This is a genomic window from Geotalea daltonii FRC-32, assembly GCF_000022265.1.
GTDB lineage: Bacteria > Desulfobacterota > Desulfuromonadia > Geobacterales > Geobacteraceae > Geotalea > Geotalea daltonii.
In genome coordinates this window covers 2,361,401-2,374,670 of the sequence record NC_011979.1, presented here as the reverse complement: position 1 = coordinate 2,374,670, position 13,270 = coordinate 2,361,401, and the positions used below count along the sequence as shown (strand labels likewise).

The 13,270-nt window shown below is 42.9% G+C and carries 12 protein-coding genes; all 12 read right to left on the bottom strand.

Going from position 1 to position 13,270, the window contains the following annotated elements; all coding sequences use genetic code 11:
* Positions 1 to 39 precede the first annotated feature (39 nt).
* Genes GEOB_RS19350 through GEOB_RS10585 form a run of 12 tightly spaced genes read right to left on the bottom strand, consistent with a single transcriptional unit; the run spans position 40 to position 13,259 of the window.
* Entirely contained in the window at positions 40 to 1,710 is a 1,671-nt protein-coding gene (locus GEOB_RS19350) for an MraY family glycosyltransferase (protein WP_012647222.1), read from the bottom strand.
* Between the two features lie 10 nt (positions 1,711 to 1,720).
* Positions 1,721 to 2,218, bottom strand: coding sequence for a WbuC family cupin fold metalloprotein (locus tag GEOB_RS10635; protein ID WP_012647221.1), 498 nt, complete (start codon positions 2,216 to 2,218; stop codon positions 1,721 to 1,723).
* The gene (locus tag GEOB_RS10630; protein WP_012647220.1) at positions 2,215 to 3,405 is read right to left on the bottom strand and encodes a glycosyltransferase family 4 protein; all 1,191 of its coding nucleotides are present in this window, start codon (positions 3,403 to 3,405) and stop codon (positions 2,215 to 2,217) included. Before GEOB_RS10630 ends, GEOB_RS10635 begins: the two co-directional genes overlap by 4 nt.
* 15 nt (positions 3,406 to 3,420) lie before the next feature.
* Complete coding sequence (gene wecB / locus GEOB_RS10625; protein WP_012647219.1) at positions 3,421 to 4,548, bottom strand: non-hydrolyzing UDP-N-acetylglucosamine 2-epimerase; 1,128 nt, start codon at positions 4,546 to 4,548, stop codon at positions 3,421 to 3,423.
* A complete protein-coding gene (locus GEOB_RS10620) occupies positions 4,545 to 5,390 on the bottom strand; it encodes a dTDP-4-dehydrorhamnose reductase family protein (protein ID WP_012647218.1) in 846 nt (281 codons plus the stop codon). Before GEOB_RS10620 ends, wecB begins: the two co-directional genes overlap by 4 nt.
* Positions 5,378 to 6,406: a polysaccharide biosynthesis protein gene (locus GEOB_RS10615; RefSeq protein ID WP_012647217.1), complete on the bottom strand. Its 1,029-nt coding sequence runs from the start codon at positions 6,404 to 6,406 to the stop codon at positions 5,378 to 5,380. The genes GEOB_RS10620 and GEOB_RS10615 overlap by 13 nt, the downstream gene beginning before the upstream one ends.
* A 20-nt stretch (positions 6,407 to 6,426) precedes the next feature.
* The gene (locus GEOB_RS10610; RefSeq protein WP_012647216.1) at positions 6,427 to 7,605 is read right to left on the bottom strand and encodes a glycosyltransferase family 4 protein; all 1,179 of its coding nucleotides are present in this window, start codon (positions 7,603 to 7,605) and stop codon (positions 6,427 to 6,429) included.
* A gap of 4 nt (positions 7,606 to 7,609) precedes the next feature.
* Complete coding sequence (wzy, locus tag GEOB_RS10605; RefSeq protein WP_154650484.1) at positions 7,610 to 8,830, bottom strand: oligosaccharide repeat unit polymerase; 1,221 nt, start codon at positions 8,828 to 8,830, stop codon at positions 7,610 to 7,612.
* A 7-nt stretch (positions 8,831 to 8,837) separates the two neighbouring features.
* Entirely contained in the window at positions 8,838 to 9,971 is a 1,134-nt protein-coding gene (locus GEOB_RS10600; protein WP_012647214.1) for a glycosyltransferase, read from the bottom strand.
* Complete coding sequence (locus GEOB_RS10595; RefSeq protein WP_012647213.1) at positions 9,964 to 10,992, bottom strand: glycosyltransferase family 2 protein; 1,029 nt, start codon at positions 10,990 to 10,992, stop codon at positions 9,964 to 9,966. The genes GEOB_RS10600 and GEOB_RS10595 overlap by 8 nt, the downstream gene beginning before the upstream one ends.
* Positions 10,985 to 12,238, bottom strand: a complete 1,254-nt coding sequence (locus GEOB_RS10590) for an MATE family efflux transporter (RefSeq protein WP_012647212.1) — start codon at positions 12,236 to 12,238, stop codon at positions 10,985 to 10,987. Before GEOB_RS10590 ends, GEOB_RS10595 begins: the two co-directional genes overlap by 8 nt.
* Before the next feature lies 1 nt (position 12,239).
* Complete coding sequence (locus tag GEOB_RS10585; protein WP_012647211.1) at positions 12,240 to 13,259, bottom strand: GDP-mannose 4,6-dehydratase; 1,020 nt, start codon at positions 13,257 to 13,259, stop codon at positions 12,240 to 12,242.
* Positions 13,260 to 13,270 lie beyond the last annotated feature (11 nt).

The window sequence follows — 13,270 nt, the reverse complement described above, 5'->3', positions numbered from 1 at the left end:
AGCATTTTTGATGTCAGCTTTTGATATAGCCGATTCCATTCACAATTGAAAATCATTAGACATGAGATATTTTGCAATAAAGATGATTAAGGCAATGAATGTGGCAAAGACAATTTTCTTGTTCTTGCTGACCTGACGCAGGAGAACCAGCCTGTAGGCGACAAACATAATAACCGACTTTGCAGCAACGGTAAGCAGGTGATACCGACTGGTGAAATCGGTCGGCAAAAGTGGAACAGCAATAACTATGAGGAGAATCAGATATTCGAATGGGTTGCTGATAAGATAATCTGTCCGCTTCCGCAGGAAGATCTTGGCTCCCTCAACAGCCAGTAGAGAAAAGAAAAGATGATTGGAAATGGTAAGCAATGGAATACCAAGCAGGGTCGTCTCTCTGCCGAGATTTTCCATGATGAAGATAACAAATGCCCCATTCAAATAGAGAGCGAAATGGAGGAACATGTCCTCCTTATCCTTCATGAGCAACAAAAGGATAGCAAACAGCAGCAGTAATAAACTTGCCGTGAAAATAACCTTCGGATTATTGCCGGAGGGTGTAAACAGAGCAAGGATTAGAATCGTCAAGAGCAAATATTTTAACAATACCAATAAGCGTTGCGAAAACTCAACCATCCGCCGATAGGTCCGTGTTTCCCTAATGGGCTGGTTGCTTTTCAATTCAATGCGTTCGGCTATTTTTTTGCGACAGATAAGATTCACCACAATATAAAAAAAAGTCGCTCCAACAATCAAAACAGTGACAAGAACATATTCTGGGAATCTATAACAAACTACAGCAAACAGGCTTAGAAAATAGCTAATGCCATATACCAGAATGACACAATATTTATGCCCAATGCCCAGATCAAGCAGCCTGTGATGGATATGCGACTTGTCAGGTGAAAAAATCTTCTTGCCCTTAAACAGCCTGTTGGACATCACAACCAATGTGTCGATAATAGGAACTGCGAGGACAACAAGCGGTACAAATACTGAAATTTCAGCAGCAGCGGTCGTAACAAGCATAACTGAAAAAATTCCCATGCAGTAACCAAGGAAGAGACTTCCTGAATCCCCCATGAAAATTGTAGCCGGGTAGGTGTTGTAGCGGAGAAAACCCACAATAGCCGCAAGGAGGGCGGCATCCAGCGCAAGCAAAGAATGATTGCCAGTCTGATAGGCAAGGGTACCAAACGCCAGACAAGCAATGGCAGTCCCGCCGGCAGCCAAACCATCTAGTCCGTCAAGAAGATTGACTGCATTAGTGACCCCAACCACAGCAAAGATAGTAAACGGAATGGCGAGTGGCCCCAGAGTTATTTGTCCCAGGCCAAAAGGGTTTCCCAAGGAAGAAAGTTCAAGCCCGCCAACAATAACAGCCACTGCTGCCGCAATGATTTCACCAAGGAATTTTTGCTTTGGAGAAAGATTTGTCAGGTCATCGGCCAAACCAGTAAGGAAAATTATCACGGCTCCGGAAAGGAACCCTTTTATTTGCCGATCAATATCGCAGAAGAACAGTGTTGAAAATAGAAATGCACTGAAAATAGCAATTCCACCAAGACGGGGAGTCTCATCGCAATGCACCTTGCGTTCATCAGGTTTATCTATGCCACCAACCCGGATAGCAAGGCGAGAGATGGGGGGGATAAGAATAACGGAAGTCATCAGAGCGGAGATAAATATGTAAAAATAAGTGGTCAACGGCATGTGTTCCCCGTCAAGAACTATGGACTAAACGAAAGAGATAATGTAGATAGAAACTAGCTTCAGGCGAACCCTCCATAGGTGCCCACAGAGCAGGCTCCTTTGCCGCCTTAGCATCAAATGGTCCAGCTTTCAACTCAAGTAACACCGAATCCGGCACCAAGGCAATGACTGTGTGCCAAGTTCCAGAAGGCAATTCGACTCCAACGCTCAGGTCTTCAGCTTGTCCATATTTTTCCGTGCCAAAGCGAACAACTTCGTAAACAGACCCATCGTCGTCAAACGTCACTAATGCAAATAGCCCAAGAACTGCCACAAGGCATTCAGCTTTAGGGTCCCATGAGTGCCGATGGGGTCGAATATAACTGCCCATGCCGATCGCATTGAATAAACGCTGGCAAGGGTCGTCATAGCTCTGATGAATATTACAGTGATGCCTCAAACGTGGTGAGTGTTTTGCTTTGTCGATCGTAATTCCAAGATATTCATGTGAAAATCGTGTGACTGTCATGCTCGCAGCGCCTCGACAATCTGCCTGACTGCAATCTCTGGAGAAAACAATCTTGCGGCCAAGGCTTTGCAGCGGTTCTTAAAACCATCATCTTTGGCAATGTCGGTAACCAAAGCCTGTGCCATTGATCCGAGCGAATCAACTGATGTGGCGGTACAAACGCGGCCGACATGCTCTTTCTCTATCAAAAGACACAAATCATTGCCTGGATTTATTCTGGCGAGCACCGGCAGACCGGATTGCATATAAGATACAAATTTGCCTGGTATATTGTGGGTCTTATGGCGAGGGTCCAATGCAACCATCCCCACATGGCATTGAGCGTACAGACCAGTAATCTCATCGGGGTCAATCTCGTCAAAAAAAACCACGTTATCTAACCCACGTGTTAAAGCATCACGGCGCAACCGTTGAGCATCACTACCACGCCCAACAAAGAGAAAACCGATGTCTTTTCTACTCACTAAACTTTCAGCAAGGTTCAGCAAAATCCCCATGCCTTGCGCCACGCCCATATTGCCAGCATAGACAAAAATCTTTCGACCGGCCAACGAGGTGTCACAAATCCTGATGCTGCATCCCGAATTAGGCACATCGCTCAGCCAGTTTTGCAAAACCTCAACACGGCGGCCAGGCCGAGAAGCCCAGTCAGTAAAATAGGTCAGATTTCCAAAGGTCTGTGCCCCTATGACATCAGCAATAGAGTACTGGTAGTTCGCAATCAATTTGAAGAACCTATAGGGCAGCCCTCTGCCCATAAGGCCCATATCGACTGCCCACTCAGGAAAAATATCGCGGATGATGAGATAACTTCTGCATTTACTTAATTGCTTCAGTGCGTTTGCAAAGGGTCCCAAGAAAATTGTAGGGGAATACCAAACAACACCATCCCAATGTTCATTCGCCAGTGGACACTTACGAAAGTTGTGCAGCATCGAGAACGGCATGCGGAACTCTCCGATCGTACGCCGTACGTAGCCTATGTCCTTGGTCTTGGGAGATTTCAAGCGGGCGATGCGAACATCATTCCATGTCTCAATACGCCAATCCTCTTCCAGTTCAGGGGCCGCTACCAGCGTTGTGATCTCATGCCCCTGCTTGGCAAACTCCAAGGATAAGTCCCGCAACTGAACGGCCCCTGATGATCGGAGCGGCGGAAAAGCATCAGTGATTAAGGCAATACGCATGATTCTCAGCCACTCTTAACATTTCTTCCAGACATTTCGGTTTACATAATCGGTATAGCTGAGGATAACCCGTAGCACTTTAAGAGAGACATTATCAACATCATAATCTTCTACAATTCTAAAAGGACTGGAGTCTGAAACCTGACACATTACTACTTCAATTGCTTTCAGCACCGCCTCTGATTCAAGACCGCACATTATCAAGGTTCCCTCGTCCATCCCTTCCGGCCGCTCATGGGCCTGGCGAATTGTAACTGCTGGGAAGCCAAGGATGGACGATTCCTCCGTAATTGTGCCACTGTCTGAAATAACACAGGCAGCGTTCATCTGCAGTTTTACATAATCCGGAAAACCTAAGGGCTTAAGGAACTTAATACGGTTATCAAGAGTGGCAGTGCCTTTTTCTTCAAGCCTTTTTCTGGTACGCGGATGGGTGGACACAATGACCGGCTTATCATACGTCTCTGCAATGGCAGAAAGAGATTCAAGCAGATTAGCGAAATTTGCCTCACTGTCCACATTTTCTTCACGGTGGGCGCTTACTAGAAAATATCCCATTTTCTGCAGCTCAAGCCGTTTAAGCACATCGGAGCTGTCTATCTGCCCTCGGTGATGTGCAAGAACCTCCTTCATAGGGGAACCTGTCTTTAATACCGTTTCAGGACGCAGCCCCTCTGCCATCAGATATCGGCGAGCATGTTCCGTGTAGGTCATGTTGATGTCGCTTATGTGATCTACTATTTTGCGGTTGATTTCCTCGGGAACGCGCAGATCGAAGCAGCGATTGCCAGCTTCCATATGAAAAATAGGAATCTTCCGCCGTTTCGCAGCAATCGCCGCCAAGCAGCTATTGGTATCCCCCAGCAACAGCAGGGCCGCCGGTTGTTCCTTCTCTAGCACCTCATCGGCCTTTGCAATAACGTTGCCGATAGTGTGGGCCACCGTTGGGCCCACTGCTTCTAGAAAATAGTCAGGTTTTCTGATTCCAAGCTCATTGAAAAATATACCATTCAACTCGTAGTCATAATTCTGGCCGGAGTGTACAAGTATATGCTGCACATGCCGGTCAAGCTCGGCAATGACTCTGCTCAACTTGATTATCTCTGGTCTGGTCCCGACAATGGTCATTACTTTCATGGTCATCGATTCAACCCCTCAATCATTGCAGGCCAGGATGGCGGTGTATAATTAAACTCGCGACGAAACCTGGCGGAATCGAGACTCCGGTCACAGCAGAAGGTACTATCAGCGATGAGTTCAATGTTATGACCTAGTTTCTCACGAAACAGTAGTAACAATTCGTATTTGTTGATAGGTTCACTGGATACCTGATATACCCCTGATGCATTAGGAAAATCAAGCAACATCTTCTCGATGATTCTGCTCATCTCGATAGTGGTAAATCCGGTGTAGATGGCATTGGTGAAGCCTTTTACAGCGCCAGTCTGGGCAAGAAACCAGTCAAGCAGACTCTTGTGCCTGGAGAGTTCATGTCCTATGATAGATGTTCTCAAAGTCAGACAATTAGTATCGTGGACCTCCCCCAGAAATTTCGTTTTACCGTACAAATCTTCAGCGTCGGAAAGATCACTCTCCAGGTAGCTACCCTTTTTCCCTGAAAAAACACAGTCAGTACTCAAATGAATCAGCCTAGCTCCTATCCCCTTGCAAAGCACCGCCAGCCTGTGCGGAAGTAATGCGTTAATCTCCAGGCTCGGAATGCTTTCCTTGGCATCAGGTCTCTGCTTTACTATACCGACAGCGTTGATTATCGCCTCAGGGCGAAAATCTGACAATACTTCAACAAGCCTTTCCAGTGAGCGGACATCTACTCCGTCATAAGCATTTTCACTAGTGAACATTCCAAGTGAAGAATAAGTACCTAAATCCTGACGAAGAGTTACCTTCACTTCATGTCGAGGTTGCAGGTGTTTCAGCAGTTGATGACCTAGCATGCCATCACCACCTAAAATCAGTATGCGCACCCGATACCTCCACTAAGCTCTTGCTGAATAAAATCCAGTTTCAATAACTTTTCCTTGATCTCGGGTATAGTAAGCCGTTGCGTGTTGTGGGAGTTGTAATCCACGATGAGAGATACTTGTTCCTGTCCTTCAGTGAAATATTTGCCGTAATTCAGATCACGGTCGTCGGGAATGATTCGGTAATAGCCACCGAGATCCTGTGCTTTGGCAAGTTCCTCGCGGGTCAGCAAGGTCTCGTATAGTTTCTCACCATGTCGCGTACCGATAATACGAACTTCATTCTCTGCATTAAAAAGTTCCTTAACGGCAACTGCTAAATCCATGATTGTAGATGCTGGCGCTTTTTGTACAAAAATATCCCCTGGCCTTGCATTCTGGAAAGCGTAAAGAACAAGATCAACAGCATCATCAAGAGACATGAGGAAACGAGTCATATTAGGATCAGTTACAGTCAATGGCTTACCCTCTTTTATCTGCTTGACGAAGAGAGGTATGACAGATCCACGAGAAGCCATAACATTCCCATACCGGGTACCTGTGCAGACAGTATTGGAACTGTCTGTCATGCGAGCTTTGGCAACCATAAGTTTCTCCATCATTGCCTTTGATATTCCCATTGCATTGATCGGATAAACAGCCTTATCAGTACTAAGAGTAATGACCTTTTTCACACCACTAGCTAAAGCAGCATTGAGAACGTTCTCTGTTCCCAGGATATTTGTCCGCACAGCCTCCATCGGATAAAACTCGCAAGATGGAACCTGTTTTAGGGCAGCTGCGTGGAAGACAAAGTCAACACCACTCATTGCAGAGTAGACACTGTCATAGTGCCTGACATCACCAATGTAGAACTTGACCTTGGAGTTATTTAGATTAATCCGCATATCCTCTTGCTTTTTCTCGTCGCGGGAAAAAACACGGATCTCCTTAATATCAGTATCAAGAAAGCGGCGGAGCACGGCATTGCCGAATGAACCTGTGCCGCCAGTTATAAGAAGGATTTTGTTCTTAAACATGTTAAAGGATCTCCTTATCTTCACTTATTTACAACACTCATAAATAAGCTACGATTCGCTTCTATTGTTTCATTCTTGCTCAAACGTTTGGTGGTTTTGCTGATAATATCTTTGCGCCATGCTAACTTTTCTTCAATAGGCATAATTGCATATTCCTCTATAATTCGAGCAAATTCATCGATATTTTCCAGTGGCAAGTCCCAACCAAGATGTTCCGATTGCAAATCACGCCATGGAGTCTGATCGCTCAGTAAAACTGCAGTGCCAACAGAAAGTGCCTCAGCAATTACATGTCCGTAATTTTCTCCGCGCGTAGGGAAAAAAAATAAATCATGAGCATTAAAAATTGATGACACTTGATCTGGATGCACTGCCCCCCAATATTTCACTGAAATGTTTGCGGGCAACTGTGAAATAGTTTCTTGGCAGCGATTCCAATATGATTGGTCTTCAGCTGGTCCATAGATATTGAAAAGAATTTTTTGCTTTACTTTGCTTAGAGCTTTTAATGCGTAATCCAAATTTTTCTTAGGCGAAATACGTGAGAGAAAAACAACTCTTGTCACTGCGTCTGCAGACTCGGCCTGCGGAGAGACACCCGAAGCGATCAGGCTCTTTCGACTGGGTAAATCAAGGGCAACATGGATGGTGCCAGACCCCATACCTAAAACACGAAGTACATCCTGTGCTTCATGAGTACTAGACGCGTGCCATACAACATTGGCATAAAGCCTGATCAAACCAGCTAATTTGATAAATAAGTGCTTTTTATGTCGTTTTATTTTGATTGCACCTTCTGAAAATTCCCCACGTGGGGCAATAATAACAGGTTTATTAGGCAGTAATCCAAGTTTTCGTGCCAATAGTGGTCTAACTGTAAAAAACGGGTCAAAAAAACTATTTATGTACAATACATCATATGAAGTTTCTGCAATAAGAACAGCTAGCCTACGAATTGTGCACCTTTCAGGTGATAGATAATGCACCATTGCATTGCCGACCCTCTGCCACTTATCAGGCTTAATCTCTTCATAGGGCGATTCGTCACCTAAATCTCTGTCTCTGGTTATAATCCAAAATTCATAATCGTTGAGATGTTCAACCATATTGGCAATTGTGCGCAGTGGGCCTCCAGCTTTGTATCCGGGGAGGTAAAACCCAACGAGAGTGAGTATTTTAGGTTTTTGCTCTTTAATCATTTAGTTACCTTTTGAATTTGATGCTGCCTGTGGCAAACAGTAATGGTAGCAAAAACAAAATACTGATCGATCCATATCCAAAGACCATTTCAGGAGATGCTGTGTAATATAATTTCATAATTAGTAAGAAATAGATAAAATTCAGCTGACCTTTGTACTGTTCAAATGCATCTATAATAGCTTTGTTAAACAATAGGAGCATGAATGTGAAAACGAGCCATACAATTGTTTCCCCAACATTTAGCTTGAAAAGTGTATAAACATACATAATCAAGCCAATATCGGAACTTGTAGAACCTTCAATACTCGGGAAAAAAGATTGCATGACAAGATTGTTAATAGACCTAAAGTCTTTATCATCCATCAGGAATCGAGGAGTGAACGGCCTGAAAAAACCTTTTATTTCTCTTAAAAAAGTACCATCCTGAAAGGCAAGGTGCTGAATTTCTAAATCTTTCTCATATGCACCGACTGCAACAGGAAAAAATGTGAGCCGGTTTGTCAAATTAACAACACTCTCTGAATAAGAAACTTGTGACATCCCCATGCCTCTAACTTCAAGTTTATAGGGGAAAACATAGTGGTAGATTTTACCGCCAATCAGGAGGATAAAAAGTGGCAATAGAATGACCATGAAAATTCGGTTCCAGAATTTGAAGGTATGGGATTGAAAATAGAAGTAAAGCTCCATGAAAAAGATTGTCAAAAAGACGCCTGACCAACCCTGCAGAAGTTTGTAAATGACATATATTGTAACAGTGAACCAGAATAGGGTTCTATTTCCACATGGAGACTTTCTGACCAACATGTAAAAGATGGTGAACAAGCCATCTATGTTTAACAACGCGAAAAGAGGGGAAAATGGATTTGTTGCCTGACTACCTATACGCCCCACCCCTGTCAAAACAAGGAAAAATAGTTGGGCAATTAACAACCCGCCAAAAACAATATTTAAACGTAAAATATTAACTCTAAATGGGCTGAATGAAAAAGCTATCCTCTTGTCTTTTGTAATAATATAGAAAAAATATGCGGCTATAAAGCCTAAGACTGAGTAACCTAAGATAATAGTTAGCTCACTAGAGCTGACCAAGTACTCGAAAGAAGACAACTCACCTGAATAATTAGTGGTTGTCATCATAAAAATTCCCACAAGCATTAGACTGGTAATGTAAAGGGAAAGGTAAATTTTTTCTGCAAGCCTATATCTGGAATTGTAAAGCATAATGATCTTATTCAAGTAAACCAATGTTTAAACCACCGACAATTTCAGTCATGCGATTAATCCCTGCTGCAACACTGAACTCCTCCAAAAACAACTTTTCTGCTACTGAATCAGCATCCGGGGAGGATGTAAACCCTTTAATTTTATTAATATATTCAGAAGCAGTCTCTGCTATTATGCACACACCATGTGCAATGGCATTTTCATAACCAATAAAAGAAAACCTGCTTCCGATCACACTTCTGCCGTGCATTAATGCTTCAGCCACTTTCACTTTCATACCAGCACCAGCAAAAATAGGAGTAACCACAAGTTTTGCGTTCCTGTAATAAGGTTCAAGATCTGAAACAGTACCAATAATACATACATTTTTTGATCCGAACTTGTGAGTGTATGTCTCTAAATTTGCTCCTATGACCACTAAAGGTATATCGACAAATGGCATCACATGTTCGCAAAGGAATTCCAATGCCTGTATATTTGGTGGGAATGCTGAACCCACGAAAAGAAGGTAGCCTGGTTGCAAGTTGACTTGACTGTTAATGTAATGACATGCTGGCTTTGCATCGGCAATACAAACAGGATGAATGAAATCAGCGGCACGACCATATAAGCGTTGCAATCGATTAGAGTCTGTTGCATGCAAAGCAACTAATGTATCAGAGTGTGAAATAGCCAGCTTTTCATTTACCCAATCCGAAATAATTGCTGGTGCGTAAACTAGCCTCTTTAAACCTCCATAACACTGCCTTTTGAAATCAATTTCAACATTGTGGAAAAAAGTAATAATTTTAATGCTGGGGAAATTTTTTTTAACAATGAATGCCAAATAACCAAATAATGAGGTATCTAAGTAAAGCAAAACAGGCTGTTTTTTAGCAATCTCGTTTACAATAACGTTGACTGCCCTTCTATTCAACCCACCTGAGAAAAGATTTAGATTAGCTATTCCAGTACTGAAAGTACTTGTAGTTGACTGGATATTGTTAAATTCAGTCTCCCCTCTACCAACAGAAAAAACTTCAATGTCAATGCCGGTACATGCTTCTAATATTTTTAAATTAGTTTCAGAAAGTAGTCTGCCACCACTGGCATTTGAAGATAAATTGGCACTTATGTAAAAGACGGACTTTTTATACATAGATTATTCTTTTGAGGACAAAGCACATGCGAAATAAAAAGAGCAAAGCGAAAGGTATTTTATCTACAAATAAAAATTTGAGATTATCCCCGCAAATACTTTCATATTGACTCTTCAAATTCCGCCAGTCTTCTTTTTCAGAAAAGCATCTTACCTTTAAAGTGCTACGTATGGAATAGAAATATGCATTATTACACTCAGAATTCAACACTTTCAAAAGGCTAGAATGTATAATCTCTTCTTTGCTGAACAAGGTATTAGCAAGCAATAAATATCCATACAAATCAAGGTTTACTCTCTTAGCCAGACTTTTACCTAAGAAGCTGTCATTGTCACCACGACAATAGACTAAAGGGCTGCTGATATAATTAAGTGTGCAGCCATCAATGAGAAATTGAAACAATTTAAATACATGGGCATAGGCTGTTCCTGTAAACCTCTCGTCATAGGGGATAGAATTCCATTTGGATCTCTTAAAAATTATAGAACTCAGGTAACTAAAAAGTCCTCCAAGAGAAGTACACTGATCTACATAGTTAGCAAAAGATTTCCTGTCGTAAATTTTAAAAACTTCATCTCTAACATAACTCTTCAACCATTTCTGGTCTGAAATTGGATTCAAACTGGAATCACAGAAAGTTCGATTACAGAGGTAAATAGAAGACTTGACCTTGAGCTTATCGAAAATAGTATTTAAGGAATTTGGTTTCAATACATCATCACTTCCCATAAACCAACAATATTCGCCTGAAGCTAGCTCAACAGCTCGCAGATAATTTAGGTCTGCACCAATGTTATAGTCATTCTTAGAGTATATGACCTTGATTGAAGGATATCTTTGTTTAAAATGATAAACCAGCTGATCTGTTTCATCAATTGAGGCATTATCACTAATACAAATTTCAACAGAATCAGTAAGTCGTAGCTCAGTGATTTGATCGGCGATGCTTTCAATCGTCTGCTCGATATAAGCTGCACGATTATATGTAGGTATGCAAAATGATAATTTCACATCAGTCACAGGCACGCTCTCTAGTTGTATGATAGAATGCTTTAGGCAGTATCCAAACAGATGTTACTGCAAATGAAAGTATAAGACCCAACATGATCCCTGTCGAACCATATTCTTTTCCAAGTACAATTTGTGCCAGTATGCTCACGATTGCTTGAACAGGAACATAACGATTCAATAGGTTTGTTTCGTTGAAACTCAGCAATGCCATTGCATACGTATCTGACCAAACACGTAACAACATGTAAATGACAAAAAGAGATGTCAAAGAAACAGGTACTAAAGTGATTACATGATGGGAAACAATGTCAGCTATATTTTCCATGAAGATCATGATAAAAGATCCTAAAATAATCACCATACCACCACCGATGATCAGTAAACTCCTTATTTTTTTTCTAGCAAGCTCCCACTGTTTGGCAAAGAGAGTTTCAGAAACAGATGACCAAGCTGAAGTCAATATGATGGCATGCACAGAAAATAAAGCCATAAATACGCGTTGGCAGATGTTGTAGACTGCAATGTCATGTGCAGCCAATACACGAGACATTACAAGATAGTCAATGCCCAATACTCCTGCCGCAAGAAACGAAAAAAGAGCAAAACCACGGCTGTGATGCCAAATTTCCTTTAGAATATGCCTGTCGAGAGACCACCTGCGGTACACCCCCGCCTGCAAAGCCCCTATAGCAGCAACAAGAAGGTTACCAATCACAAGAATCAACAGTATCTGGTTAATATCGTAGATAGCCAGAAAACGGAATGCTATAAGGCTTCCAGTGACAAAAAGAGAATTAACAGCGGGATAAAGATTCGGCCAATGTCCACGTTGCTCTGCATAAAGCACAAGGTTGAACAGAACGCTCAGCCCGGCAATAAATAACCCGACACAAAAAAGGATGACGGTTATTGTTGCCACACCCGGGTAACGGGCCAGCACAAAATGCCTGATTGCAACGCCCAGAAGCATCACTACTGGCAGCAGAACAACAAAAATTACCACCAGTGCACTGCTAGCCGTTTGCTTAAGCAGTTCGTGATTATGTCCTTCCGCTCTGCAACGGGAAATAAGGTTCTGTACCGCCTGTGGAATACCAAAGTTCAGCAATGTGAACCAGGTTGTCAGTGACACAAGGATGGATTGTACTGCCAAACCCTCTACGCCAACTAAATCTATCAACAACCGCGAGTTTACTAGAGAGAGTATAATAACTAGTGCTCTTGCAATCCATCCTGCTACCACAGCTAGCTTCATCTCAATTTCCAGATACCCATTCGAGCATTCGCTTCACGCCATCACTAGCAGACACTTTGGGGGACCAACCCATCAAAGTCTTGGCCTTGGCAAGATCGGCGACAAAAACCCTCTGGTCACTTTCGCGCGGGGGAAGCTTTCTGTAATCGAGCTTTAGCTTACCAATCTCTTCCAACAACCCAAATAGCTCCAACAAGGAAAGACTGTTCTCGATTCCGCCCCCTATATTAAAGGCATTACCCTTGGCTTTCTCAATGTTCTCAAAAGCTGAAAAGTAGAGAGCAATCATATCGTCGGCATGCAGCACATCGCGCACCTGCTTGCCATTTCCCGATATTGTGAAAGGTTCCTTGAGTGTTCCGGCTTTCGTTGCTACAGCCTGTTGGCAGAACCAGCCGATCCACCCCTGATCATACGTAGCAAATTGCCGTCCACCATACATTGAGGAATGGCGAAAAACGACTGTTTTCAGCCCAAAAATACGGGAGTAATCGAGCATGTACTGGTCTGCCGCCCCTTTCGAGCAGCCATAGGGAGAATGGAAATCAAGGGATGTAGATTCATCAAACCCCCTTGGATGGTCGACGCACTCATACCTTGTGGCCGTTTCCCGGTAAGAGTACTGCTCAAGATCGCCATAAACTTTGTTTGTGGAAGAATAAATAACCGCTGCATCAGGAGCATACAGCCGTATCGCCTCAAGGAGATTGTGAGTGCCCATGGCGTTGACTTCAAAATCCATGCGTGGATTTGCAATGGAGGTTGTCATGGCCACCTGTCCGGCCAGGTGAAAGACGGCCGATGGCTGGAAATCCTGCACCAACCGGGTTATGTCATTCTGATTTCTAATATCTCCGTGAACGAACCGAAATTTTCCGAGACCTTTAAGCCACTGCAGGTTCGAAAGAGATCCCTCACGGTACAGGTTATCAAAAACTACAAGATCCATGCCCTGTTGAATAGCATGTGAGGCAAGATTGCTACCAAGAAAACCGCAACCCCCAGTAATCAATAATTTCATATCAAAGCCCT

Coding starts and splice junctions, on each gene's coding strand:
- GEOB_RS19350 (WP_012647222.1), bottom strand. CDS start 1,710: ATGCCGTTGACCACTTATTTTTACATATTTATCTCCGCTCTGATGACT.
- GEOB_RS10635 (WP_012647221.1), bottom strand. CDS start 2,218: ATGACAGTCACACGATTTTCACATGAATATCTTGGAATTACGATCGAC.
- GEOB_RS10630 (WP_012647220.1), bottom strand. CDS start 3,405: ATGCGTATTGCCTTAATCACTGATGCTTTTCCGCCGCTCCGATCATCA.
- wecB (WP_012647219.1), bottom strand. CDS start 4,548: ATGACCATGAAAGTAATGACCATTGTCGGGACCAGACCAGAGATAATC.
- GEOB_RS10615 (WP_012647217.1), bottom strand. CDS start 6,406: ATGTTTAAGAACAAAATCCTTCTTATAACTGGCGGCACAGGTTCATTC.
- GEOB_RS10610 (WP_012647216.1), bottom strand. CDS start 7,605: ATGATTAAAGAGCAAAAACCTAAAATACTCACTCTCGTTGGGTTTTAC.
- wzy (WP_154650484.1), bottom strand. CDS start 8,830: ATGCTTTACAATTCCAGATATAGGCTTGCAGAAAAAATTTACCTTTCC.
- GEOB_RS10600 (WP_012647214.1), bottom strand. CDS start 9,971: ATGTATAAAAAGTCCGTCTTTTACATAAGTGCCAATTTATCTTCAAAT.
- GEOB_RS10590 (WP_012647212.1), bottom strand. CDS start 12,238: ATGAAGCTAGCTGTGGTAGCAGGATGGATTGCAAGAGCACTAGTTATT.
- GEOB_RS10585 (WP_012647211.1), bottom strand. CDS start 13,259: ATGAAATTATTGATTACTGGGGGTTGCGGTTTTCTTGGTAGCAATCTT.